Annotated in this window: 17 protein-coding genes and 3 tRNA genes; 16 read left to right on the top strand and 4 right to left on the bottom strand. The window is 56.7% G+C overall.

Translation table 11 applies throughout. From position 1 onward, the window contains the following. The first annotated feature begins 516 nt into the window (after nt 1-516). On the top strand, nt 517-1398 hold the full coding sequence (locus IEY52_RS22100; protein ID WP_189007133.1) for an acyltransferase: 882 nt from the start codon (nt 517-519) through the stop codon (nt 1396-1398). A 145-nt stretch (nt 1399-1543) separates the two neighbouring features. Here IEY52_RS22100 and ppdK read toward each other — a convergent pair whose 3' ends face one another. Continuing rightward, nucleotides 1544-4180, bottom strand: coding sequence for a pyruvate, phosphate dikinase (gene ppdK, locus IEY52_RS22095; protein WP_189007129.1), 2637 nt, complete (start codon nt 4178-4180; stop codon nt 1544-1546). A 351-nt stretch (nt 4181-4531) separates the two neighbouring features. On the opposite strand from ppdK, the gene IEY52_RS27005 reads away from it, so the two are divergent. Further along, nucleotides 4532-4657 (top strand): hypothetical protein, encoded by a 126-nt coding sequence (locus IEY52_RS27005; protein WP_268239756.1) that lies wholly within the window; start codon nt 4532-4534, stop codon nt 4655-4657. A 157-nt stretch (nt 4658-4814) separates the two neighbouring features. On the opposite strand, the gene IEY52_RS22090 is transcribed toward IEY52_RS27005, so the two are convergent. After that, nucleotides 4815-5705, bottom strand: coding sequence for a M12 family metallopeptidase (locus tag IEY52_RS22090; RefSeq protein ID WP_189007126.1), 891 nt, complete (start codon nt 5703-5705; stop codon nt 4815-4817). 286 nt (nt 5706-5991) lie between these two features. On the opposite strand from IEY52_RS22090, the gene IEY52_RS22085 reads away from it, so the two are divergent. From IEY52_RS22085 to IEY52_RS22040, 10 genes are all read left to right on the top strand, one after another. Continuing rightward, nucleotides 5992-7536 carry an AfsR/SARP family transcriptional regulator gene (locus tag IEY52_RS22085; RefSeq protein WP_189007123.1) on the top strand — a complete coding sequence of 515 codons (1545 nt, stop codon included), beginning with the start codon at nt 5992-5994 and terminating at the stop codon, nt 7534-7536. A gap of 23 nt (nt 7537-7559) precedes the next feature. Continuing rightward, a complete protein-coding gene (locus IEY52_RS22080; protein ID WP_189007119.1) occupies nt 7560-9059 on the top strand; it encodes a S8 family peptidase in 1500 nt (499 codons plus the stop codon). A 286-nt stretch (nt 9060-9345) separates the two neighbouring features. Further along, entirely contained in the window at nt 9346-10365 is a 1020-nt protein-coding gene (gene pheS, locus IEY52_RS22075; RefSeq protein ID WP_189007115.1) for a phenylalanine--tRNA ligase subunit alpha, read from the top strand. Nucleotides 10366-10381: 16 nt separating this feature from the next. Next, nucleotides 10382-11677: a polysaccharide deacetylase family protein gene (locus tag IEY52_RS22070; protein WP_189007112.1), complete on the top strand. Its 1296-nt coding sequence runs from the start codon at nt 10382-10384 to the stop codon at nt 11675-11677. Between the two features lie 23 nt (nt 11678-11700). Further along, nucleotides 11701-14139 carry a phenylalanine--tRNA ligase subunit beta gene (pheT, locus tag IEY52_RS22065; RefSeq protein ID WP_189007109.1) on the top strand — a complete coding sequence of 813 codons (2439 nt, stop codon included), beginning with the start codon at nt 11701-11703 and terminating at the stop codon, nt 14137-14139. A 177-nt stretch (nt 14140-14316) separates the two neighbouring features. Then, nucleotides 14317-14393: transfer RNA gene (locus tag IEY52_RS22060), tRNA-Pro, on the top strand. A 44-nt stretch (nt 14394-14437) separates the two neighbouring features. After that, nucleotides 14438-14511, top strand: a tRNA-Gly gene (locus IEY52_RS22055). A 42-nt stretch (nt 14512-14553) separates the two neighbouring features. Then, nucleotides 14554-14630, top strand: a tRNA-Arg gene (locus IEY52_RS22050). A gap of 311 nt (nt 14631-14941) precedes the next feature. Continuing rightward, entirely contained in the window at nt 14942-15229 is a 288-nt protein-coding gene (locus IEY52_RS22045; protein WP_194510053.1) for a hypothetical protein, read from the top strand. Nucleotides 15230-15796: 567 nt separating this feature from the next. Further along, entirely contained in the window at nt 15797-16033 is a 237-nt protein-coding gene (locus IEY52_RS22040) for a hypothetical protein (RefSeq protein ID WP_189007103.1), read from the top strand. A 94-nt stretch (nt 16034-16127) separates the two neighbouring features. On the opposite strand, the gene IEY52_RS22035 is transcribed toward IEY52_RS22040, so the two are convergent. Continuing rightward, nucleotides 16128-16628, bottom strand: a complete 501-nt coding sequence (locus tag IEY52_RS22035; protein ID WP_189007098.1) for a hypothetical protein — start codon at nt 16626-16628, stop codon at nt 16128-16130. Nucleotides 16629-16881: 253 nt separating this feature from the next. Between IEY52_RS22035 and IEY52_RS22030 the strand changes: the two genes are divergently transcribed. From IEY52_RS22030 to IEY52_RS22015, 4 genes are all read left to right on the top strand, one after another. Next, complete coding sequence (locus IEY52_RS22030) at nt 16882-17826, top strand: SPFH domain-containing protein (RefSeq protein ID WP_189007095.1); 945 nt, start codon at nt 16882-16884, stop codon at nt 17824-17826. Nucleotides 17827-17830: 4 nt separating this feature from the next. After that, nucleotides 17831-18274: an NfeD family protein gene (locus tag IEY52_RS22025; protein WP_189007093.1), complete on the top strand. Its 444-nt coding sequence runs from the start codon at nt 17831-17833 to the stop codon at nt 18272-18274. A gap of 48 nt (nt 18275-18322) precedes the next feature. Continuing rightward, entirely contained in the window at nt 18323-19498 is a 1176-nt protein-coding gene (locus IEY52_RS22020) for an aminotransferase class I/II-fold pyridoxal phosphate-dependent enzyme (RefSeq protein ID WP_229684915.1), read from the top strand. Between the two features lie 195 nt (nt 19499-19693). Then, nucleotides 19694-20440, top strand: a complete 747-nt coding sequence (locus IEY52_RS22015; RefSeq protein ID WP_189007090.1) for an NTP transferase domain-containing protein — start codon at nt 19694-19696, stop codon at nt 20438-20440. 31 nt (nt 20441-20471) lie between these two features. On the opposite strand, the gene IEY52_RS22010 is transcribed toward IEY52_RS22015, so the two are convergent. Beyond that, nucleotides 20472-21389, bottom strand: coding sequence for a diacylglycerol/lipid kinase family protein (locus IEY52_RS22010; RefSeq protein ID WP_268239755.1), 918 nt, complete (start codon nt 21387-21389; stop codon nt 20472-20474). Between the last annotated feature and the right edge of the window lie 10 nt (nt 21390-21399).

Here is a 21399-nt window from a genome sequence, read left to right as displayed (position 1 = left end):
GGGCAGGGTGGTGGGAATGGGAAGGGGATGCAATGTTCCAGTGCGGTAATTGGGCAAGGGTTGGGGTTTCCAGCGATGGCTCAGGAACTGGGCTCGCAGTCCAGACCGGACCGAAAAAGAAGGAGGCTCCCCCTTGCCCAGAAAGGCCTGGGAGGGTTGAAAGGGAAGGGAAAGAGGTTGTGAAGAGGATCCTGTTGAAAATGGGGTGGCCTCTCCAGCAGCACCAAAAAAACAACATGTCAATGCCAGCCACAAAAGTTTCATGTTTTCCTCCCCATTCAGTTTAAATTCTGGGTTTCAAAACAGATGAAAACCAGCTGAGAAGTAAAAAACTCAGGCCTCATGTGAAATGGAAATTTCATCCTGAAAGAGTATGAATTTTGTGGTAAGCTGCTCCATCTTTTCTGCAGGTGGAGCTTACCACAAGGGAAAGGTATTTCTGGCAAGCATGATCGAAAACGCTTTAATAGTTTACCAATCTTATCAATAATCTCCCTTTTGCTTTAAAGGAGCAGCATGCCCTGGTTGAATCCCCTCTCCCTTTCCGAACAGGTCCAGACCCAGCAGGACAACTTTCTCAGCACCCTGGAGGCAACCCTGCAAGATCCAGCCACCGACCGCCCTGCCCTGGTCCGTGACCTGCTGGCCCAGTTTTTGTATGGCAGACGCTTTGATGAGCTGCAAGCCCAGTTGCCTCTGGTGGCCCAGCAACTGGATTCTCGCAACATCACTTTTGAAGCAGAGCATTACACCGCCACCGACCAGGAGCAGTTCAGCCGGGTGAAACCGCTTTTGTGGTTGTGGAAAAACCTCGACCTCTCCCCGCTGGGACAGAACCCCGCCTTTGCCATTCCTGTCCGGGCAGTGCTGGCAAAACACATCTTCAAACGGGTGGGAAAAAACTTCAAATGCTGGCAGAACGTGGAATTCAGCGTGGGGTACAACCTGGAGGTGGGAGACGATGTGGTGATCCACCGGTATGCCTTTCTGGATGACATCGGGGGCATTGAGCTGCACGATGGGGCTTCTGTGAGCGATTACGTCAATATATACAGTCACACCCACAGCGTGATCGACAGCCCGGATGTCACCCTCAAAAAGACCATCATTGGCAGAGGGGTGCGCCTGACCTACCACAGCACCATCCTGGCGGGAAGCATCATCAGCGATGACGCCATGGTCGCCACCCACGCCCTGGTGCGGGGAAAAATTGAGCCCCACGCCATTGCCATGGGATTGCCTGCCCGCACCACCCGTTTCAAACTGCAGGGACCTTTTGCCAGCTATGGGGTGGATTCTCGCACCCATTCCGAGTGCAGGGGCATCAAGGCCAACCCTGAATTTCCAGCCCCGACTCCGGTGCAAACCCGCAAACCTGAACCCGAAAAGAACCCCTGATTTAGAGCCTTTGACAGAAGAACAAGAGGTTTGCTCTCTGAAAGGTGTTTTTGAAGATGTTTTTTGCAATGGAAGGATTCTGGTGAATCCTTCCATTGCACTGAATCAACGCAGCAGAGGTTCTCTGGAAGGCTTTCATCTGGATTCAGGCCAGCACGGCTTCTTCATGCCCGGTTTTCAGGGCCGCCTGGGCCGCAGACAGACGGGCTGCCAGCAACCTGAACGGACTGCAGCTCACGTAATCCAAACCCACCCGGTGAAAGAAAGCGATGGAATGCCGCTCTCCTCCGTGCTCTCCGCAAATGCCCAGTTTGATGCCAGGGCGTTCTTTGCGGGCATCCTGCACTGCCAGTTGAATCAGGGAGCCCACCCCAGCCTCGTCCAGACGGGTGAAGGGATCGAATTCCAGAAGGCCTTTCTCCACGTAGGTGCCCAGAAAGCGGGAAGCGTCATCGCGGGAGTAACCGTAGGTCATCTGGGTGAGGTCGTTGGTGCCAAAACTCAGAAAGTCTGCACTGCGGGTGAGCTGCCTGCTCACCAGACAGGCGCGGGGCACCTCGATCATGCTGCCGATGGGCAGGTGCAGGTCATGGCTGCTGAGCACCTCTTCCACAATCTGGCGCACGTAGGCCAGTTCTTCTGCGGTGCCGGTGAGGGGAATCATGATTTCAGGTCTGGGTTTGTGGCCAGCATTGAGCAGGTTCTGGGTGGCCTGGGCCAGCGCGTGCACCTGCATGCAGATGATGCTGGGTCGGGTGATGCCCAGACGGGCTCCCCGCAGGCCCATCATGGGGTTCACTTCGTGCAGCTGTTTGACCCGTTCCAGCAGTTCCAGGACCTCCTGGTACTCTTCTTCGTTGGTTTCGGAGCGCTGCTGGGAAAGCTTTGTCACCTGAACCAGCAAGTCTGACATCTGGGGCAGAAACTCATGCAGGGGGGGATCCATCAGGCGGATGGTGACCGGCAGGCCGTCCATGGCCAACAAGATGGCCTCAAAGTCGCGGCGTTGCAGGTCTTGCAGCAAACGCAAAGCCTCCAGTTCTTCCTGTGCAGTACGGGCCAGAATCATCTGGCGCACCAGCGGAATGCGCTCCTCCGAGAAGAACATGTGCTCGGTGCGGCACAGCCCGATGCCCTGCGCCCCATTTTCACGGGCACGTCTGGCATCCTGGGGGGTGTCGGCATTGGCCCGCACTTCCAGGCGGCGGAGGCCATCGGCCCAGGAGAGCACTTCAAAGGCTTCGGCTTCCAGAACCCCTTCCTGCAAAGGCAAACTTCCCAGGAAAACCTCTCCAGTGGAACCGTTGAGGGTGATGGTTTCACCGGCCCGAATCTGCTGTCCGTGGATGCGCAGCACCCCTGCCTCACGGTCCACCTGCAGGTCTCCGGCTCCCACCACAGCAGGACAACCCATGCCGCGGGCCACCACTGCAGCGTGAGAGGTCATGCCGCCACGGGCCGTGAGGATGCCTCTGGCAGAGGCCATCCCGTGAATGTCCTCAGGACTGGTTTCCGGGGTGACCAGAATGCAGGGCCGGGTGCGCGACACCTCCACAGCTTCATCGGCGCTGAACACCACCACGCCAGAGGCGGTTCCAGGGCTGGCAGGCAGACCTTTGAGTACCGCTTTCTGACCATGCCCTTCCACAGGATGGGGGTAGAGGAGCTGTTCCAGAGAAGCCAGATCGATCCGGGACACCGCATCTGCTTTGCTGATCTTGCCGGCTTTCACCAGATCATGGGCAATTTTGAAAGCCGCTCTGGCCGAGCGTTTGCCGGCCCGGGTCTGCAGCATGAACAGCTTCCCCTGCTCGATGGTGAACTCAAAATCCTGCATGTCCAGGAAGTGTTCTTCCAGCAGTTTTGCGGTGTCCAGCAGCTGCTGGTGGGCTTCTGGAAGGTGGGTTTGCAATTCTGACAGGGGCTGCGGGGTGCGGATACCCGCCACCACGTCTTCTCCCTGCGCATTGAGCAGGAACTCGCCAAACACCTCAGGGGTTCCGGTGATGGGGTCGCGGGTGAACCCCACTCCGGTGCCAGAGTTTTCTCCCAGGTTCCCGAACACCATGGCCTGCACGTTGGCTGCGGTGCCCAGATGCTCCGGGATGTGGTGCAATTTGCGGTAGGTGACCGCGCGGCGGTTGCCCCAGGATTTAAACACCGCAAGAATGGCTTCCTGCAACTGGAACTGGGGGCTCTGGGGGAATTCAAAGCCTGCATGGCGTTTGAAGATGCGCTTGTACTGACCCACCAGTTCTTTCAGGTCCTGCCCACTGAGGGCCAGATCGTCTTGCACTTCACGGGACAGTTTCAGGTCTTCCAGCGCTGTTTCAAAATGGTGTCTGGAAATGCCCAGCACCACATCTGCAAACATCTGGATCAGGCGGCGGTAGGCATCGTAAGCAAAGCCTTCGTCTCCGGTCAAAACGGATAACCCTTCCACCACGTCGTCGGTGAGGCCCAGGTTGAGGATGGTGTCCATCATGCCGGGCATGCTGAATCTGGCCCCGGAGCGCACACTGAGCAGCAAAGGATTTTTGGGATCTCCGAAAGCCTTTCCAGTCTGGTGTTCCAGCTGTTGCAAAGCCGTTTGCACCTCCTGCCACAGGCTGGCCGGGGTCTGGCGCTGCATGTGGTAGGAACGGCAGGCTTCGGTGGTGACGGTGAATCCTGGAGGAACTGGCAGTCCCAGCGCGGTCATGGCAGAGAGCCCTGCCCCTTTGCCTCCCAGTTGTTCTTTGCCCAGGGTGTGGGCTTCTGAAAAAGCGTATACAAACTTCATGGTTTTGCACCTCCCAGAGGGTTTTGTGTAGCGGATTAAGATGTGTTTACTTTATGGTTTTATTTCTTCATGCGGTACGTTACACATGGGTAAACCGTTTTTATGGGCCTTCAAGCCTCTGCCAGAGAGAAACTTTTTCATCACACGGTTTACAGGGAGGGTTATTGTCTGACAGACATATATTCAGAGAGGTAAACCACCCCTTGCAGCAACAAAAAGTCTTTTCTGTCCGCCAGAAAATTCGATCCAGGGCATTCTTTTTGTACTCGGTTTAGGTTGTCTAAACAAGCTTCCAGAAGTACACAAGTCAAAATCACAGCACCCCATTCATCCGCCTGCTAACCTGACGGCATGTCCAACAACCCAGAACGTGCAAAACACAAGCCCAAAAAACCCAGAGGCATCCTGGGCCGCATCTTTGACTTCTTTTCCAGAATCGTTTCTTTTGTGGTTCAGCTTTTCATTCACATTCCCTGAGGCCCACAAGAAATTCCCCCCGAGCATTGTCTCGGGGGGTCGCACACTCCTTGAGCGAAGATGGTCTGTGGTTCTGGGTGGTGAAGCGGTGGAACAGGTGGGTAGCTGTGGAGAGACGGACCTGGGAACGCCGGGCGGCTGTGAACTCCTGAAGGGCTCAGTACATCTGGTTCAGGGCAGAAATGTCTCCGGTGTGCAGGGCCACGCGCTGACCGATGGCGCTGGTGGGAACTCCATTTTTTGGGACGATGGTGTTCAGGCCGTTCTTGCTGAAGGCAGTTGCGCCGTAGTGCATCACGCTGTTGTAGTTGTAGCTGCCGTAGTCTTTGTATTCTTTGCCGCAAGCCTTGTCAAAGTTGCCCGAGTAACCGCTCTTGATGTTGGCCCATACGATGGTCACGTAGCTGTCGCGGTCACAGCGGCTCTGTTCGTGCAGCAGGCCTGCAGTGTGGCCCATCTCGTGCTGAACCACACCTTTGCTGAAGCAGCTCAGACGCAGTTGCTGTGCCCCACCCTTCTTGCCGATGCTGCTGCTTCCGCAGGCGTTGGGATCGGTTTCCTTGGTGAAGACCACACGGTCACTGGCGGCAGGAGAGTAGTACCATTTCACATCGGTCACGCGGCTGTTCCAGTCGGTGATGGCGGTCAGGATGTCGTTGTGCTGGGTGGCAGTGATGCTGGCATCGTAGGAGTAGTAGATCTTGCCAGCGGGCCAGCGGTTGTCGGTGTAGCTCCAGCAGGTGATGAACTCAAAGGAACAGTATTTGGTGATGCCCACACCGTTCTTGTCGACTTCGGGGGTTTTCAGGTAGGCTTCGTACTTCTGAACCAGATCAGAAAGTTCGTTGCTGTTGGCCACAATCACGTCATCATCGGTTTTCACGATGCCGTCGTACTCGGTGTAGGAGAAGGTTTCGCCGTTGCTGAAGGTGAGGGTCTTGACGGCCTGCTCTTCGGTCTGGGGAAGGCTGGTGCCGCAGGAGGCGAGGAGGAGGCTGCCGAGGATTGCTGCTGCGAAAAGGCTGGTGGTGGTTTTTTTGCTGTTCATGGTGAGCTCCTTTTAAAACTGCTGGGTTTGATCTAACGGAAACCCTGGAGGGAAGTTGAATTCTGTTCTGGATGTTCCTCTTGGAGGTTCGTCCCGTCTGATGAATAGAGAATAGTGGACACACCATGAAGCAGCCCTGAACGAACCATGAACGGCAATGATCTGCAAGCTAAAACGTTCATTTGACGTTCTGGATAGCAAAAAAACAAATCGGTTTTCTGGTGGGCTTTGTGCGGGCTGTTCACCATCACCCAAAAGCGTTCATGGATGCACTATTCTGGAAGAAATGCACTTGCGGACACTAGGGAAACTTCAAGTCACGGGCGTCAAATTTCACCGTGAAAAACCCCTCCTCCTGGTGGCTTACCTCGCCATAGAGGGGAAGAAACCCAGGCGTCATCTGGCAGAGTTGTTCTGGCCCGAGGCCAGTGACCCCATGAATTCCCTGGCGGTGGCCCTCACCAAACTCCGCAAGCTTGGCGTGATCTTCGCCAATGAGCATGAAGCAGGAACAGAAGTGCAATGTGATGTGCAGGAAATCCTGAAGTTCCTGAGTCAGCATGACTTTGCAGCCGCCCGTGCCCTGTACCAGGGGGCGTTCATGGACACCGCCACCCTCACCGACCTGGGAGAGGAACTTGAAGAGTGGGTCTTTGCCACCCGTGAACGTGTTGCCGTGGCCATTCGCAGTGCCTATCTGGACTGTGCAGAGCAGGAAAGCACCAAAGGCAGCCTGAAAGAGGCCGCAAAATGGGCCGAACTGGCTTACAAACCTGCGGGTGCCCCTCCGCCAGAAGTGCAGGATTTGATGCGCCTGCACCGCCTGTTGCTGGGGGGGCAAAATCCACTGGCCGCCAAAGTGGCAGAAGAAGCCTCCGATTATGGCGTGCAGCTGCAAACTGTGGGAGGCATGCGGGAAACCTGCATCCAGCAAGCCTTGAGCTTCCTGGAGCAGGGATTGCCTCAGAAAGCCCTGGAGGTGCTCAAAGACCTGCCTGCAGATGAAGAGGTTCATTTGCTGCGCACACGGGCCCTGGAACGCAGCGGCAACTACCGGGAAGCCATGCGGATGTTCAACTTTCTGCCAGACAATCCAGAGTACCTGGGGGTGAAAAGTGCATTGCTGTGGCGTCTGGGGCAACCTGAAAAAGCCAAAAGCGCAGCCACTGAAGCCCTGATGTCTGGTTCCGAAGCCCGGGCAGAAGCGCTGATCACCCTGGGCAACCTCTCGAATTCTGCTGGTGATTACACCCTGGCTGAAGGCTATTACCGCAGGGCAGCTGCTTTATGGTCCACTCTGCCAGCACGCGATTACTGGATTGGTGCGCTCAACAACCTGGCATATGCACGAATCTGTCTGGGTCACAATCCTGAAGACAGCTTCTCTGAAGTTCTGGCAGCAGCAGAAGGCAATGCAGCTCAATATGCCCGTGTGCTGTTGAATTATGGCTGGGCCAAAGAACGCAACGGTTTCACCTCTGAGGCCATCCATACCTTTCAGGAAGCTGCACGTCTGGCCTCAGAAATTGATGCCCTCAGCACAGCCATCAGGGCATGGAACAACATCGGAAAGATCTACCATGAACGCCATGAAAAAGAACAGGCCAAAAACGCCTATGACAGTGCCCTTCGATTTGCACGAAGGGCAGGAGAGGTGCTCATGGCTGCAACAGTTCTTGCCAACATCTCAGAACTTGAGCAAAGCCCGGAAGCGCTCGAAGAAGCCATCTTGCTGCTTGAGCAGGCTGGACATCAAGATTTCGCAGATGACTATCGAGCAACCCTGCAAACGTTCATGGAGCGTTCAACCAGCGTCAGCGAAAATAAGTGACATATAAGGATGGTGCATGACATATGAAACACTGGTGGCTCGTTTTCAGTTTGCTGTTTGTTGGGTGTGCAACCCACACCCCCACAGCCCAGACCTCCACAAACCAAACCCTGGCGATGCAACCTGTTCAGGACATCTCCCAGATCAGTGCTCAGGCATCTTTGCCTTTCAAGCTCTCTTCGGACTGGGCTGAACCCGGAGAAAACCTGATGGGTTCCATTGATGCCACCACCCCCACAGAGGGCAATTACACTGTGCAATTCATGAACAGGCAAAACAACAAATTCACCTACCGCAGCACAGGCCGCTGGGCAGGTTCTGGAAAAATTGTTTTCCCGGTTCCTCAGGACATTTTTGGGGGCAATTGGACCGCTTACCTCTATTACGGAGGCAACTATTACCTTTCTGAACTGAACATCACCGGAAGAGACACCAACAACGAATACATGATGCTGTTTCCTCCCGGAACCGACATGGCCCGCATCAGTGAACGCCTCAGGCAACTGGGATACGGAGTCAACCAGATTCTGGACATGACCAAATACAACGCCGATCTGGGCAAAGGAAGCCTGTGCACAGGAAACATTGTGGTGGTCAAATCTGGCCGACCCGCAGGCATCACCGTCAATCACCTGCGCCAAAATTTCCCAGAATCCGAAGGACATGTGGATCCCAAGACCGTCCCGGATCTGGCAGCCACCTATCCCCAGCATCTGATTGATGTCAATGCACCTGCGGCTTTTGACCGTGGACTGGATGGATCTGGCATCGAAATTGCTGTTCTGGACACTGGTGTAACCCCTCAGGGCGAACTTTCCCTGCTGCCTGGGTATGACTTTGTTTCTTTTGACAGTTCACCCAAAGATGAATTCTTCGCCCCCACCGGTCACGGCACCATTGTGGCAAAAGTGGCTGCAGGCAAGAGCAGTGGGGTGGCCCGTGGGGCCAGCATCCGCCCGGTGCGGGTGTGTGACACAGATGGAACCTGCAGCATGGAAAAAGTCTTCATTGGCACCTGCTGGGCCCTCAAGAACGCCGTGGACCGCAGGAAGCTGGTGCTGAACCTCAGCCTGGGCAGCGAAACCCCTGAACCCATCTTTGCCAGCCTGTTCAAGGAAGCCAACTCTTACGGCACCCTGATCGCAGTTTCTGGAGGCAACCAGGGGCTGGAAGGCAGCATTCCCCAGTTCCCTGCGGGCTTCGCACCTGTGGTCTCTGGCATGATGTCTGTGGCAGGAGTGAACGGCAACAACCCCAATGCCGACAGCACCCGTGCCAATTACAACAGCATTGCTGCGCCCTTCTCTTTCCGGCTGCCCAACATCAATGGCACGGTGGTCAGCTACCAGGGCACCTCTTTCTCCAGCCCCATGGTGGCCGGAGGCATGGCCCTGTGGCGCAAGAAGAACCCCCAGTGGAGCCCTGCTGAGATCGTCAAGGACATGAAAGCCAAAGCCCGTGTTCCCTCTGGCTGGGTCAGTGGGTATGGCGTGGGCATTCTGGATTTCAAAGTGGCCCCCTGAACCCTTAAATTCAAACCCCTTCAAACCCTCCCTGAACCAGCCAGGGAGGGTTTTTGTGCACCCTGTCCAGATGGCGTAGAGGATTGTTGTGCCCAATTCGGTTGACTCTGCCCTGCTGACCCCCTAGAGTGAAACATGATGTTGACCGCTCTACACCTTCAAGGCAGGCAAAGACTTTCGCAGTTTTTTGCTGATCTGAGCGGTCTGTAGCCCAAACCCAAAGCTACTGCCGCTCGCATGTTCATGGTGCGAGCGGTTTTTTCATGTGAGGAGACAGAGGAGTCCAATGCTGCAAGAAGCCCGAGCACAGATCGAAACCGCAGGAAGCCTGGAGGCCCTGCAAACCGTGAAGACCCATTACCTGGGCAAAAACGGTGAAGTCACCAAGCAACTCAAAAGCCTGGGTGCCCTCAGCCCTGAGGAACGCAAGGTCAAAGGCCAGGAGATCAATGCCCTGAAGCAGGAAATCGATGGCCTGATTTCTGAGCGTGAGGTGGCCCTCAAAGAAGCTGCCCTGCAGGCCAAACTGGCCAGCGAAGCCATTGACATCACGCTGCCTGCCCTGTCCATGCCCGCTGGCGGTCTGCACGTCATCACCCGCATTCTGGATGATTTGTCGGACATCTTCACCCGCATGGGCTACAACGTGGTGGAAGGCAACGAGGTGGAAGACGATGCTTACAACTTCCAGCACCTCAACATCCCCTGGTACCACCCTGCCCGTGATCTGTGGGACACCTTCTGGCTGAAAGACGGTCGCCTGCTGCGCACCCACACCAGTCCCATGCAGATCCGCTACATGCTGGAACACACTGCACCCCTCAAAATTGTGGTTCCCGGCAAGGTGTACCGTTACGAGGCCACCGATGCCACCCACGAGAGCATGTTCCACCAGCTTGAAGGTCTGGTGGTGGGAGACAACATCTCCATGGCCGACCTGAAAGGCACCATCGCAGAACTGGCCAGGGGCCTCTTTGGTCCAAAAGCAAAGGTCCGCTTCCAGCCCAGCTTCTATCCTTTCGTGGAGCCCGGAGCAGATTTCGCTGTGTGGTGGGAGAACCCCAGAGGGGAAAGCAAATGGCTGGAACTCGGGGGCTGCGGGATGGTGCATCCCAACGTCTTCAAAGCCGTGGATGACCTGCGTGAACAGCGTGGCCTGCCCCGCATTTACGAAGGCAAGACTGGATTTGCTTTCGGCCTCGGTCCAGAGCGCATTGCCATGCTGAAATATGGCATGCCCGACATCCGTTACTTCTATGCCAACGATTTGAGGGTGCTGGCCCAGTTCAAAGGGGAGTTGCAGTAACTTGAAGAAAGCCGTCATGACAATGCTGGTCTCGCTCGCTCTGGGAAGTGTTCCAGCACAGGCGTTCAGTTTCGTGCTGGTGTACCATCGGGTGGGGGTCTCCAGTGGCATGACGCTGGGGGTGGCCGCAGGGTCCCTGAAGGATCAGGTGGTTCGCCTGAAAAACAGCGGGCACACCTTCGAGGTGGCTTCAAAAGCCCAGAACTGCAATGAAACCTGCGTGGTCATCACCTTTGATGATGGCTACCGGGACGTGTACGAGGAGGCTTTTCCAGTCCTGAAAGAGCTGGGGGTGCCTGCCACCTTCTTTGTGATCACCGAAAAAGTGGGGACAGAGGGCTTTGTCACCTGGGAAGAACTGAAGGAAATGCAGCAGGCCGGATGGGAAATTGACTCCCACACCGCCAACCATGCCCGCCTGATTGACCTGCCTCCTTATGCACTGCAGGCCGAACTGGAGAAAAGCCAGCAGGCCATCCGGGACCACCTCGGAACCGAAGCGCCCTGTGTGGCTTACCCTTTCGGGGTGCATGATGCACGGGTGCGCAACCTCACTGCAGAACACTACGACTGTGGTTTTGGCATGTGGATGGGCCTGAACGGAGACACCACCGACCCGATGGCCCTCCACCGCCCGTTCATCAGCCCCTGGGACAACTCGGATTTCCTGAATTTCAAGGCCCATTCGGGCATTGACCACACCCTGCTGATTGGCCTCCTGCCCCTGGCAGACTGGCAACTGGGAGTCCCTACAGACACCCGTGATTCTGGCCTCAACCCATTTCCTTACACCCTGCTGGGCGACATGGAATACGATCTGGACCTCTCCTGGGGTCAGCGCCAGCATGCCCTGAAGTACCGCAAGAATGACTTCAGTGCCCAGGTGTATCTGGAACGGGGACGGCACAGTTACAACGAACTGAGCGTGGCTTACCACCTTGAGCCCATCTCTCTGGGGGTGGGGTATGGCAACGGTGGCGTGATCCTGGGGGCCAGTGCCAACCTGCTGAACTACGGTGAGGCTTACGGCTACTACCAGCCCATGACCGCCCAGTACGGCTTCGGGACTGAACTCATCCCCCTCCCCTACCTGAGGGTCAAGAGCAGTTACGGCAACAAAGATGGCTTTGCAGCAGGCATGGAATACGCCCTGCCCCTGGTGCAGGAAGAAGGCCGTCCTTACCGCCTGAACCTCGATTACGACCAGCAGAAATGGCTGGCTGGAGGAAGTGCTTACTTTGGCAGCTTCAAGTTAAAGCTCTCCAGCGATTTCCAGACCACCGTCAAACTCAAATTCTCCGCGCTCTGGTGAGCGTGCCCTGAAAGGCTCTGACCATGAAAATCCCCTACAGCTGGCTGAAAGAACTGCTCCCCGCCGTTCCCACCGCCCATGAACTTGAACCTTTGCTGGCCCAGCTTGGCCTGCCCGTGGAAGAAATTGTAGATGTGTCTGCCCCTCCTGCCGGAGTGGTGTACGGCGAGGTCCTGACCTGTGAACCCGTGGAAGGCACCCAGCTGCACAAACTCACCGTGAATGTGGGAAGTTCTATGCAGCGCACTTTAGGCTACACCTTCAATCAAAAATTACCTATTGAACATCAAGAATTCCAGACCATCGTGACCGGTGCCCCCAATGCCCGTGCTGGTGTGGGTGTGGCCGTGGTGACCCCTGGAACCACCCTGGGTGAGGTGACCTACGGCATCCGCAAAATGCAGGGCATCGATTCCTGGGGCATGTGCGCCAGTGCAAAAGAGCTGGGCATCGGTGAAGGGGCCAGCGGTCTCTTGCTCTTGCCTATGGGCACCGCCCGTCCTGGCGTGGAACTGAAAGACCTGTGGGCTGCAGATGAGGTGCTGGATGTGGAGGTCACCCCCAACCGTGCCGATGCCCTCAGCGTGCTGGGTGTGGCCCGCGACCTTGCTGCCTACCTGAACCTGGAGCTTGTTCTGCCCAGCAAGGGTCTGGAAGCCAGCGGTGAAGGCGAAGTCAAACTGACCATCAGCCAGGAAAAAACCATCCTGCACAAAGATCCCGAGAACAAACCCCGTCTGGGCTGTGACCACTTCGTGGCCCGCACGGTCAGTGGTGCCCGGAACGGCCCCAGTCCCATCTGGCTGCAGCGACGCCTGATGCTGGCTGGAATGCGCCCCATCAACGCCATTGTGGACATCAGCAATTACGTGATGCTGGAACTGGGTCAGCCCACCGCCTTCTATGATGCCCGTGACCTTCCTGGAAAAGAAATCGTGGTGAACTACGCTGGCAATGAAAGCGCCAAAGCCCTGGACAATGCAGACCACGAGCTGATCGAAGGTCAGGACGCTGTGATCCGCAACGGCGAGGGTCAGGTCATTGGGATTGCCGGGATCATGGGAGGCCATCTGGGCCGCGTGCAGGAAGACACCACCGATGTGGTCATTGAAGCCGCCCACTTCGACCCCGTGCGCCTGCGCCGCACCTCCACCCGTCTGGGCCTGAAAACCGACGCCGTGTACCGCTACGAGCGGGGCGTTGACCCCAGCCTTCCCCTGTGGGCTGCAAACCGCATTGCTGAGCTGCTGCAGTCTGTCACGGGAGCCACCGTGCATGATGGGGCCACCATCGTGGACCACCGACAGCCCGTGCAGGACATCCTGCTGGACGCAGGTTACGCCAGAAGGCTGCTGGGACTGGACATCGACATCCAGACCATGCAGCAGGTGCTGGAAAAACTGGGGGCAAAAGTGGCCGTGGATGGGGACACCCTGCGCATCACCCCACCCTCCTGGCGCATCGACATGCTGATTCCAGAAGACGCCATCGAGGAAATTGCCCGCATTTATGGCTACGACAAGCTGAACGAAACCCTCCCCAGCATCCAGGTGAATGAGGACAACATTGGGGCAGACCGGGAAAGCCGCCTGCGCCGGGAAGTGAAGCAGGTGTTCTCTGGACTGGGTTTCCAGGAGGTGGTGACCTACACCTTCACCAACGCAGAAGAAGCCAGAGCAGCAAAAGCGCCTGAGCCTGTGGTGGAACTCCGCAACCCCCTGACCTCGGACCGCACCCACATGCGCACCGCCCTGTACCCCAGCCTGCTGAAAGTCGCGCAGACCAACAAGGACGAGGCCCGACTGCTGATCTTCGAGGTGGGTCACATCTTCCCGAAAGAAGGCGAAACCGAGCGTCTGGGTGCCCTGATGCGCGGTCCTCTGGCCACCGGAAACTGGCAGAAAGGCATTGCCAGCGACTTCTACACCTTCAAAGCCCTGCTGGAAAGTGCCGGTCATGCCCTGGGAGCAGACGTGCGCCTGAAAGCCGTTAAGGACAATGCCCCCGAATACCTGCACCCCGGCATTGTTGGCGAAGTGGTCTGGAACGGGCAAAGCATCGGGCACATCGGGCAGGTGCATCCTGCAGTGGCCTTCAACCTGGGCCTCAAAGCCGACCTGTACCTGCTGGACATCCAGCTTCCCCTCCCCGAGCGGGAATGGTCCTTCAGCGATGTGAACCGCAACCCTGCTGCCCTGCGCGATCTGGCCATCATTGCTTCCAAGACGGTGAGCTATGGCGAGATCGAGGACCTGATCCACGCGCACGGAGGCAAGCTGCTGGAAAAAGCGGAGGTCTTCGATGTGTACGCTGGAGCGCCCATTCCTGAAGGTCAACGCAGCATTGCCGTGCGCCTGACCTACCGGGGAAGCCGCACCCTGCAGGACACCGAAGTCAATGCAGACCTGCAAAGCCTGATCCAGAGCCTCAAGAACGCTGGACTGGGCATCCGGGAACAGTAAAAACCCCAACTGATGTAGGGGCGCAGCGTGCTGCGCCCTCTTGTTTTCTCTCGATCAGTGTTCTGCATCCTTATGTCTCCCACCCTTTTTGCGATCTTTCCGTGCTTTTAGGCCATTTTTCTTATCCCAAAACCCTTGACCTGTGCTGCTTCTTGATATAGAATCCCTAATGCGCCTCGAGGCGTAGCGCAGGCCGGTAGCGCACTTGGTTTGGGACCAAGGGGTCGCTGGTTCGAATCCAGTCGCCTCGACCAACGAAAGAGCGTGAGTCGGCAAAAGTTGCCTTGCGCTCAGGAATGCGGGATTGGTGTAGTGGTAGCACAGCAGCCTTCCAAGCTTCTGGCACCAGTTCGAATCTGGTATCCCGCTCCAAAAAGAAATCGCGCCGGAAACGGCGCGAATCTTCTTAAGCACGCGCTCTTAGCTCAGCTGGATAGAGCAACCGCCTTCTAAGCGGTCGGTCGTAGGTTCGAGTCCTACAGAGCGCGCCAATTCGTCTCAGACAGCAGAACAGCCGTCTGGGATTTTTTCTTTTTCTGGATGCACTCTGCAGGTCACCCCTGGAAGTTCAGAAGTTTCTTGGCTCAAACATTCTGATAAAAATGAAAATTTTACCTTCTTATCTGATCAAAACAGAAGTTATCCACACCCTTGTCCACAGCCTGGGGATAACTCCAGCAGGTCCGCAGGTGCGCCAGGCAGTGCTCTGTCAGGGGTCCCGGTGTAAGGTTTTTTGCTTGCTGGCCATCCGCCATTTTTCTGATGTTCTGCCCCACCCCCATGTCTACCCTGAAGCATGCGAATGAATCCCATCATTGAAAAATTGAAATCCGGTCAGGAGGTCACCTTCAAGCCCAGAGGCAGCAGCATGGTTCCCCTGATCCATTCGGGTGAGGAGGTCACCCTGACCCCCCTCACAGATCAGCATGTGCTGACCGAACGCACCATTGTTTATGTGCAGGTGAAAGGCAGTGTGTGCTTGCACCTGATCACTGCCATTTCAAAAGACCGTTACCAGATCAGCAACAACCAGGGACATGTCAATGGCTGGGTTGCCAGAAACCGCATTTATGGGGTGCTGAAAAGGTAACGCAAGTCCTTACACAGAAAAGAAATCCGTCAGATCTGGATGTGTTTAATAGAACAAGTCCTATGAAGCAGGGACGAATTGACCCGAGGGCGACACTCGGGTCTATTTGTTTTGAGGGTTTCATGGCTGCCTTTTTTTCACCAAAACAAAAACAGGTTTCTGACAGACAAGAGTTCTGTGAGAAAGCCTGTGCCACAATGCCATCAGGTGGTCCATTTCAAACTGGCCCTGCAGACCACCCCACAATTCAAGGACCCCCAGGGAGGCTCAATGCGCAAACAGATGCTTTGGCTTTGGCGACACACCAGACCTCACCACAAGTGGCGCTCCAGACGCTAGGGGGGTGATCCTGAATCTCCTACGCCCATGATGGTCAACTGGGTGCAGCCGCAATCAGACTTCTCTGAATTGCCGAAGATTAATTCCATGAAGCCCTCTGACCTGTTTCAGAGGGCCTTGTCGTTTTTCAGGTGCCCATGACTGCAAAAAACGCAATGTCCATTCTGGAATGCTGTTGATTTGCAGCTGACCGTTTTTTTGCTAAAATGTCTTTGATTGGAGGCAGGTTTGCTGGATTCTTCATCTCCCCTCAAAGAGGCCCTCAGGCGCACCTGGATCAGTGTGCAGAGGAGATTTTCCATGTTGCCTGGAGGGGCAGCCGTGGGTGTTTTGCTGGCCTGGATCCTCAAACCCACCGTGCTGGCGGTGCTGTCAGGTGCCCTGCTGGGTGCTTTGCTGGCCCTGCTGCTGATTGTGGCCCTGCGCTTCCCCAAACACCACCAGCGTGCATTGCGTGGTGAATGACCTTACCCCAACGTTTACACATCCACACCCCATAGGAATAAGGCTGGCGTTCAGGCCAGCCTCTTCTGTTTTGGCTTTCTGAAACCCTGAACGTTCAGGGTTGTTTGAGGGCTGCGGATTCTGAATTTGCAGCTGGGGTTGCAGCTGGAGTGGCCTTGATGGGTTTGGGGGTGGGAAGCAAGCGAACATTCAGCACAAAACCATTGGGGGTGAACTGGATCTGCAAGGGAAGCTGCAAATCCACCATGCCCTGAGGGGTGGCAAATTTTGCCACCAGAATGTGGCTCTCCCGGGCTTTTTCGATGGTGGTCACCAGGTCCTCGAAATCTGCATCGTCCCGCTCCAGCTGGGTGTGTCTTTCAAAGTCATAAATGGCGGCACTTTGCATCGGAGGGATCACCTGTGAAGGCACGTTCACCATGTCCAGTCGGGTTCCGCTTTCATTGGTGAGGCCCAGTTGCACCAGCATCACTGCCCCCTCGCCCAGGTTGAAGGCCTGAATGCTGGGGGTGTGCAGCAGGTTCTTGATTTTCTTGTCTGCAACGGCGGTCAGGGCCACCTGACCATTCAAGGTGAGCATGTAGGAATCTGGCATGGATGTCTCCTGGAGAATGGAACCTGAAACGCATCTGGCAGCACATCGGCTGTCTGGAACTCAACTTGATTCAAACACGTCCAGTCTCACAAATTCCTTATGCAGTGTCTGTAGGGTTTTTCCTGTATGGACACCTGAACCATTGTGAGGGCTGCAGTGACAGCAAAGTCAAAACCCCCTGTCAAAAAGCGCATAATCACATCAGGGCTGTCCAGGATCAAGCAAATCCACATGGACAATTCCAGGAGGCAAGATGGAAATCACCATTTTTACCATTGTGATTGTTGTGCTGGCCGTGATCATCCTGATGAGGGGTGTGGTGATTGTTCCGCAGGGGTACCAGTACACCGTGGAACGGTTCGGAAAATACGTCAAGAGCCTGGAGCCTGGCTTCAGCGTGCTGGTTCCTGTGATGGAGCAGGTGGGCCGCCGGGTCAACATGATGGAACAGGTGCTGGACGTGCCCAGCCAGGAAGTGATCACCAAAGACAACGCCCTGGTCAAAGTGGACGGGGTGGTGTTCTATCAGGTGCTGAACGCCGCCAAGGCGTCTTACGAGGTGAGCGGCCTCAAAAACGCCATCATGGCCCTCACCCAGACCAACATCCGCACCGTGATGGGTTCGCTGGACCTGGACGAACTGCTCAGCAAACGCGATGAAATCAACGCCCGACTGCTGGCCGTGGTGGATGAAGCCACCGAACCCTGGGGTGTGAAAGTCACCCGCATTGAAATCAAGGACATCACCCCGCCTGCAGATCTGGTGGAAAGCATGGGTCGCCAGATGAAAGCCGAGCGCGACAAGCGTGCCCTGGTGCTGGAAGCCGAAGGTGCCAAACAATCTGCAGTGCTGCGGGCTGAAGGGGCCAGACAGGCTGCCATTCTGGAAGCCGAGGGCAAAAGACAGGCCCAGATCCTGGAGGCCGAAGCCAGCAAACAGGCCGCTTTCCTGGCCGCAGAAGCCCGCGAACGCCAGGCAGAAGCAGAAGCCCGTGCCACCAATCTGGTCTCCGATGCCATTGCCAAAGGTGGTGTGCAGGCCATCAATTACTTTGTGGCCACCCGTTACACCGAGGCCCTGGAGAAAATGGCCTCTGCAGGCAACCACAAGATCATCATGATGCCCCTGGAGGCCTCCAATGTGATTGGTGCGCTGGGCGGAATCGCCAAACTGGCCCAGGAAACCTTCAAGGAGTGATGGCATGGACTGGCTGAATCCGTGGCACTGGTGGATTCTGGGCGGCATCCTGATGGTGCTGGAAATCATGCTGCCAGGGGTGTTCCTGCTGTGGCTGGGGCTGGGGGCCATGGCCACAGGGTTGCTGTCCTGGCTGGTTCCAGCCCTTTCGGGTCAGGTGCAGGTGCTCATCTTCGCTGTGCTCTCGGTGGTGCTGGTGGGCACCTTGAGGGGGGTGTACCTGAAGCAACTGAACCCCAAAACCAGCGAAAACCTCAATGACCGCACCGATGCCCTGATCGGCAAAATTTGCACGGTGACCGTGCCCATCCAGATGGGTCAGGGCAAGATCAAGGTTGGAGATTCGGTGTGGAAAGCCAGCGGTCCAGATGCCCCGGTGGGCAGCAAAGTGCGCATTGTGGCCGCGCACAACAGCACCCTGGAAGTGGTGCCTGTAGAGCAGGTCTGACTGGCACAGGGCTGACACACCCCCCTGCCTGCAAGGTAAGCTGGAGTCGTGAAGCGTTTTACCTCCAGCAGGGTGTCCCAGATGCCCGAGAGTGTGTTCCTGCAGATGGACGCCGCCAAAAAAGCGGCCCTGGCCCGTGGCCTTTCCCTGATTGACCTGAGCATTGGGGCCTCAGATTTGCCCCCTCCCCAGGTGGCGCTGCAGGCCCTTTCCGATGCCGTGTGGGATCCCAGCACCTACGGTTACTGCCTGCGCAGCGGATTCACCCCCCTGCTGGAAGCGGTGGCAGACTGGCACCAGCAGCGCTTCGGGCAAAAGCTGGACCCTGCCAGAGAACTGCTGCCCCTGATTGGCTCCCAGGAAGGCTTCTCCAACCTGCTGCTGGCCACCACCAACCCCGGAGACCTGATCCTGCTGCCTGATCCGGGTTACCCCAGTTACCTGGGCGCCGTGGCCATTGCAGGCCTGCAGACCCATCTGGTCCCCTTGCAGGAAGACCAGAACTTCCTGCCAGACCTGCAAGCCATTCCTGCAGACGTGGCTGCGCGGGCCAGCGTGCTGGTGCTGTCTTACCCCAACAATCCCACCTCAGGGGTCGCCACCCCTGAATTCATGCAGCAGGCTGTGGATTTCTGTTTGCAGCATGACATCCTGCTGATCCACGATTTTCCCTATGTGGACATGGTCTTCGGAGATTACGAGGCCCCGAGTGTGCTGGATGCAAAAGGGGCCATGGGCTGCGCAGTGGAGCTGTACAGCATCTCCAAAAGCTTCCACCTGGGAGGGTTCAGGCTGGGCTGGGCCGCAGGCAACAAAGACGCCATTGCAGCCCTGGAACAGCTGAAAAGTGCTGTGGACTTCAACCAGTACGTGGGCATCCAGCGGGCAGGCATTGCCGCTCTGGGCCTCCCCAGATCCCACACCCGGCAGGATGCCCGGCGCCTGATGGAACGCCGGGACGCGCTCTGTCAGGCCCTCAGGGGAACCGGATGGGACATCTCTGTGCCCCAGGCCAGCATGTACGTGTGGGCCAGGATTCCTGCACCCATCTCCTCTTTTGATTTTGCCCTGGACCTTGCCCGTGAAACGGGTGTGACCGTGGCTCCAGGACGGGCCTTCGGGACCAGAGGAGAAGGCTTCGTGCGTTTTGCGCTGGTCCGTGAACCCGCTATGCTGCAAGAAGCGGCCCAGAAAATTGCGGGGTTTTTAAAAGAGCGGGTGTAAAAAGCCAGGACCAGCAGCAACCCGGCAAGGCGTTTTGAGGTGGTTGCCGTTGGGCGCAGCGTGCTGCGCCCCTACAGGTCTGGTTTGAAATTTCTACCAGGAGGGCGAGGCACGCCTCGCCCCTACAGTATGGATCCATCATCTCTGAATTGTGCTTTTCGCCCTCGGCATTGTTTTCGGGTACCATGAAGCGTCATGACCCACTGGAACGCCCTTGTCCTTGGCGGAGGAGATCCCAGCGATCCTTTTGCTGCCGCCCACCATGTCCCGGTCAAGCCCCTGATTCCCATTCATGGGAAAGCCATGGGTGTGTATGTGCTGGAAGCCCTGAGGGATTCAGGTGTGATTGCCCACATCGCATACATTGGACCCACCCCGCCAGAAATTCAGACCCTGATTCACCAGACCTTGCCGGACCAGGGAAGCCTGATTGGCAACCTGGAGTATGGGGTGCAAAACATGCCTGCAGGGAACCGGGTGCTGGTGGTGACGGCAGACATCCCCATGATGACTGCATCCGAACTGCGGGAGGTGCTGGCCAGTGCTCCAGACAGCGGTCTGGTCTACCCCATCGTGCGCAAAGAGGACTGCGAGAAAGCCTATCCTGGGGTCAAACGCACCTATGCTCGCCTGAAAGATGGCACTTTCACCGGGGGCAACATCTTCATCCTCAAGCCTGAAATCGTCAGCACCTTTTTGCCCAGGTTGAAAGAGATGCTGGCCCACCGCAAAAACCCACTGAAACTGGCAGGCTTGATTGGGATGGGCACGCTGATCAGGCTGCTGACCGGTCAGCTCAGCCTGGAAAGGCTGGAACACAAAATTGGCAGCATCCTGGGGGTCTCGGTCAGTGCCATGCCCACCGGGTACGCCAGCATCGGGACCGATGTGGACAAAGATGGAGACCTGGAACTGGCCCAGCAACTGCTTTCCAGAAGCTGATCACGCTGGCAAAATTCAGGCTGTCCAGATTTCAGGAGCTGGTGCGGCCCTGCAAACGGGAAGGCACCAGAAATTTGACGGCGTGGGGAATCACCCTGGCGGTCAGGGGGGTGGTGGCATCCAGCAATTCTCCGTCGTACTGCACAGGCAGGGGCGGGTCCGACTGGATGCGCACGGTTTTGCAGGTGTAGATTTCCACCCCTTCTGGAGCAGGTATGGTTCTCAGGCCCATGCGGCTCACAAAGGAATCCATGATTTTGGGCACGATGGCCAGAGGGGTGTTCCCCTTCACCACCACCACGCTGAGCAGACCGTCTGAAGGGTCAATGCCCGGAGCGATGGGAATGCCAAAATTGACCATTCCGAAGTTGGCCAGCAGCACGCTCATGCCACGGGTTCTGACCGCCACACCGTCCAGTTCCAGCAGCAGATCGGCCTCGGTGGCCCGCAGGTTCTTGAACACCCCCATGAAGTAGGCCAGCGCCCCAAAGTTGGGTTTCAGGGATTCGCTTTCCCGGATCATGTCTGCATCCAGGCCCGCGCCAGCCACCATGGTGAAACCAAAAGTCATGTCCTGCACATGGAACTCTGCCAGATCACACGTGAGGATTTCACCGTCTTTAACCACCTGGGCCAGCTCCCGCACGCTGGGCAGCAAACCCAGGTTCTGGGAAATCAGGTTGGCGGTTCCAGCAGGGTAAGCCAGCATGGGTGTATCCAGTCCGATCATGGCATGGGCAACGCTGCTGACCGTCCCGTCTCCTCCGGCGGCAATCACCGCATGGTATTTGCTGGCATCGTAAAGCAAATCCTGCACCAGCAAATTGCGATGCAAATAGCGCACGGTGATGCCGTAATCTTCTTCGTGAAGCAGGTGCAAAAAGCCGTCCAGGGGGAGCATGCCCTGTCCTGATCGGGGATTTCGAATGACAAGCAGTTCTTTCAGCATATATAGGTCA

The organism is Deinococcus roseus (assembly GCF_014646895.1).
GTDB classification, from domain to species: domain Bacteria; phylum Deinococcota; class Deinococci; order Deinococcales; family Deinococcaceae; genus Deinococcus_C; species Deinococcus_C roseus.
The sequence above is the reverse complement of the archived record's forward strand: the minus strand, read 5'-3'. Positions and strand labels throughout refer to the sequence as shown.

What these genes read in the sequence shown, in the direction of transcription:
- IEY52_RS22100 (WP_189007133.1), top strand. Translation starts at nt 517, where the DNA reads ATGCCCTGGTTGAATCCCCTCTCCCTTTCCGAACAGGTCCAGACCCAG.
- ppdK (WP_189007129.1), bottom strand. Translation starts at nt 4,180, where the DNA reads ATGAAGTTTGTATACGCTTTTTCAGAAGCCCACACCCTGGGCAAAGAA.
- IEY52_RS27005 (WP_268239756.1), top strand. Translation starts at nt 4,532, where the DNA reads ATGTCCAACAACCCAGAACGTGCAAAACACAAGCCCAAAAAACCCAGA.
- IEY52_RS22090 (WP_189007126.1), bottom strand. Translation starts at nt 5,705, where the DNA reads ATGAACAGCAAAAAAACCACCACCAGCCTTTTCGCAGCAGCAATCCTC.
- IEY52_RS22085 (WP_189007123.1), top strand. Translation starts at nt 5,992, where the DNA reads ATGCACTTGCGGACACTAGGGAAACTTCAAGTCACGGGCGTCAAATTT.
- IEY52_RS22080 (WP_189007119.1), top strand. Translation starts at nt 7,560, where the DNA reads ATGAAACACTGGTGGCTCGTTTTCAGTTTGCTGTTTGTTGGGTGTGCA.
- pheS (WP_189007115.1), top strand. Translation starts at nt 9,346, where the DNA reads ATGCTGCAAGAAGCCCGAGCACAGATCGAAACCGCAGGAAGCCTGGAG.
- IEY52_RS22070 (WP_189007112.1), top strand. Translation starts at nt 10,382, where the DNA reads ATGACAATGCTGGTCTCGCTCGCTCTGGGAAGTGTTCCAGCACAGGCG.
- pheT (WP_189007109.1), top strand. Translation starts at nt 11,701, where the DNA reads ATGAAAATCCCCTACAGCTGGCTGAAAGAACTGCTCCCCGCCGTTCCC.
- IEY52_RS22045 (WP_194510053.1), top strand. Translation starts at nt 14,942, where the DNA reads ATGAATCCCATCATTGAAAAATTGAAATCCGGTCAGGAGGTCACCTTC.
- IEY52_RS22035 (WP_189007098.1), bottom strand. Translation starts at nt 16,628, where the DNA reads ATGCCAGATTCCTACATGCTCACCTTGAATGGTCAGGTGGCCCTGACC.
- IEY52_RS22030 (WP_189007095.1), top strand. Translation starts at nt 16,882, where the DNA reads ATGGAAATCACCATTTTTACCATTGTGATTGTTGTGCTGGCCGTGATC.
- IEY52_RS22025 (WP_189007093.1), top strand. Translation starts at nt 17,831, where the DNA reads ATGGACTGGCTGAATCCGTGGCACTGGTGGATTCTGGGCGGCATCCTG.
- IEY52_RS22015 (WP_189007090.1), top strand. Translation starts at nt 19,694, where the DNA reads ATGACCCACTGGAACGCCCTTGTCCTTGGCGGAGGAGATCCCAGCGAT.
- IEY52_RS22010 (WP_268239755.1), bottom strand. Translation starts at nt 21,389, where the DNA reads ATGCTGAAAGAACTGCTTGTCATTCGAAATCCCCGATCAGGACAGGGC.